This is a genomic window from Candidatus Phytoplasma palmae, assembly GCF_046896035.1.
Lineage (GTDB): Bacteria > Bacillota_I > Bacilli_A > Acholeplasmatales > Acholeplasmataceae > Phytoplasma > Phytoplasma palmae.
The window spans coordinates 1-2,704 of sequence record NZ_JBIPDD010000023.1 but is presented as its reverse complement, the minus strand read 5'-3'; the positions used below and the strand labels follow the sequence as shown (position 1 = coordinate 2,704).

Genomic DNA, 2,704 nt, shown 5'->3' with positions numbered 1-2,704 from the left:
TGGGGGGCTTAGATTAATATCTAGTAATAGAAAAACGGTCTAATTCTATCTCGATGACATATACATTTGTCTCCTTCCGAAGCTAAACAATTTAATGTTGTTGATAAACAAATAGTTTCTGTAAAAATAGAAGGAATTAAGTCAGGAATTTTAGGTAATGTTTTATGTCGTGTTGATGAAAATTTTTCTTTAGAATGTCATTTGGACACTGATGATGCTAGTGCTTTTTTATTAAAAAACGGTGATTTAGTAGAATTAATTGTTTAAAATTTAAAATTTTTTCATATTTTTTATTTTTGAAAATAAAATTATTATTTATAAAAAAAAACTGATTAGAACAACAGTTTTTTTATATTTTAATATTTTATTTTAAATTCAAGAAAGAAAAAAAATTTAAAAAAGAGAGTTTTTCGATGTTAAAACAACAAAAATTTAACAAACCAGAAGAATTTCAAAGATTAGAAGTTTTTAGAGATCCGATTGGGCGAGAAAGATGCTCAAAACACTAACAATTTAACCAATTGTAACAATTGTGATAATGTTGTTCATCATAATTTCGTTCTATATAATGAAAAAAATATAGTTAAAGCAGAAGTTAAAAGCGTATTGAGGAGAAATTATTTATCCAATAAGATTTCGCGAGGTGAATATACTCAAGGATAAGAGTTGAAATACTCCTAAGAGAAATAAAAGAATTTAGTCTCAAACGCAGATACAATAATTATATTTTCTGCGTTCTTGTTACTTTAATTTGTTACAAATCGGAACAATTTAAATTATCATTTTAATTTTATAAAAATAACAAGAATTCTCCTAATTAATAATAATAAATTTATTTTTAAATTATTTTTCTTTAAAATATATTTATTTAGATTAGGTTATCTCTCCTAAAAGTATAAAGGTGGTGTTTTGTAGTAACTTCTATCTCCCTAAACTTCTTTATAAAAATAATAATAAAAAAATTATTTTGAAAAAGAGGCAAGGGAAAAGCAGAACCATAGTAGTCGTAGGTTAATCAAATTTTCAATTGGAATATTGAAATGTAATGTTCCTACTAAAGAGAAAGTTAAAAACTTTTACAAGGCGAAAGGGAAAACTCTTTGATGTTTTCAGAGAGTAACCGCTACGTGCTTGGAAACTTGCTTGCGTGGTGGTGTGCGGGGCTTAGAAAAATAACTGATAATGATTAATAAATTTTAAGGTGAAACTTTCTAATTCTATCGCGATTATGGTTATATTTATTTTGAATATGTATTTTTAAAAAAATTAATTGATACAAGTGTCATGCAAAGATTAAGAAGAATAAAACAATTGGGTTGTGTTAATATTATTTTTCATGGAGCTGAGCATTCTCGTTTTACTCATAGTTTAGGAGTTTATGAATTAGCTAGAAGATTTTTTGAAACTAATAATAAACTTTTAGAAAGAAGAAAAATATTTGATTTTAGAAAAAAATTACTTTTATTAACTACTGCTTTGTTGCATGATATAGGGCATGGTTCTTATTCTCATATTTTTGAAACTATATTTAATACTAATCATGAGCAAAAAAGTGCTCAAATAATTATGAATCATCCTGAAATTGTTTCTATTTTAGATTCTATAGATTTAGAATTTAAATATGATGTTGCTTCTATGGGCGAGAAAGATGCTTAAAACATTAGCGATTTAACCAATCGTGACAGTTTTGATAATGCTGTACATCGTTTCTCTGATTTTTAAAACGAAAGAATTATAAATTAAAGCAAGAGAAAAAAGTGTTATTGAGGTGTAACTATTAAACCAATATGATTTCGCAAGATGAAAATACTTATGGAAAAGAGTTTTAATGACTCCTAAGAGAATAAAGATAAGAAAGTCAACTTCCTGAAAATGAAATAGTTATATTATTTTCGGTTCTGAAAGTTTAATTAGAACAATAGAAGCTAATTAAAAATTATCACTCTTATTAAAAATAAGAGATAAAAAAATCAGAATTCACCTAATTATTTTTTAGTTCAAAAATTAGGTTATCTCTCCTAAAAGTATAAAGGTGGTGTTTTGTAGTAACTTCTATCTCCCTAAACTTCTTTATAAAAATAATAATAAAAAAATTATTTTGAAAAAGAGGCAAGGGAAAAGCAGAACCATAGTAGTCGTAGGTTAATCAAATTTTCAATTGGAATATTGAAATGTAATGTTCCTACTAAAGAGAAAGTTAAAAACTTTTACAAGGCGAAAGGGAAAACTCTTTGATGTTTTCAGAGAGTAACCGCTACGTGCTTGGAAACTTGCTTGCGTGGTGGTGTGCGGGGCTTAGAAAAATAACTGATAATGATTAATAAATTTTAAGGTGAAACTTTCTAATTCTATCGCGATTATAAATAAGGAACATAAATTTGTTTTATTAGAAAAACTTTTATCTAGTCAATTAGATTTTGATAGATTAGATTATTTAAAAAGGGATTCTTTTTTTACTGGTGTTAATGATTCTATTGATTTAGATAGATTAATTAGAGGAATAGAAATATACGATAACCAAGTTGTTTTTAAAAAAAGCAGCATCAATTCAATAGAAAATTATATTGTTAATCGATATCATATGTATTGTCAGGTTTAGGGCGAGAAAGATGCCTAAAAGACTAGCAATTTAACCAATTGCAACAACTATGATAATGTTGTACATCATATCTTTGTTTTATAGAATGAAAAGACTATAAAATAC

2 protein-coding genes and 1 pseudogene are annotated in these 2,704 nt (G+C 26.0%); all 3 read left to right on the top strand.

What is annotated here, in order from left to right; translation table 11 throughout:
- Nucleotides 1-66 precede the first annotated feature (66 nt).
- The 3 genes and pseudogenes from ACHMP6_RS01760 (at nucleotide 67) to ACHMP6_RS01750 (ending at nucleotide 2,599) form a co-directional block, all read left to right on the top strand.
- Nucleotides 67-267: a PduL/EutD family phosphate acyltransferase gene (locus ACHMP6_RS01760; protein WP_412097811.1), complete on the top strand. Its 201-nt coding sequence runs from the start codon at nucleotides 67-69 to the stop codon at nucleotides 265-267.
- 969 nt (nucleotides 268-1,236) lie between these two features.
- A pseudogene (locus ACHMP6_RS01755) lies at nucleotides 1,237-1,650 on the top strand (HD domain-containing protein); the annotation flags it as partial.
- 682 nt (nucleotides 1,651-2,332) lie between these two features.
- Nucleotides 2,333-2,599, top strand: a complete 267-nt coding sequence (locus ACHMP6_RS01750) for an HD domain-containing protein (protein ID WP_412097810.1) — start codon at nucleotides 2,333-2,335, stop codon at nucleotides 2,597-2,599.
- Nucleotides 2,600-2,704: the final 105 nt, after the last annotated feature.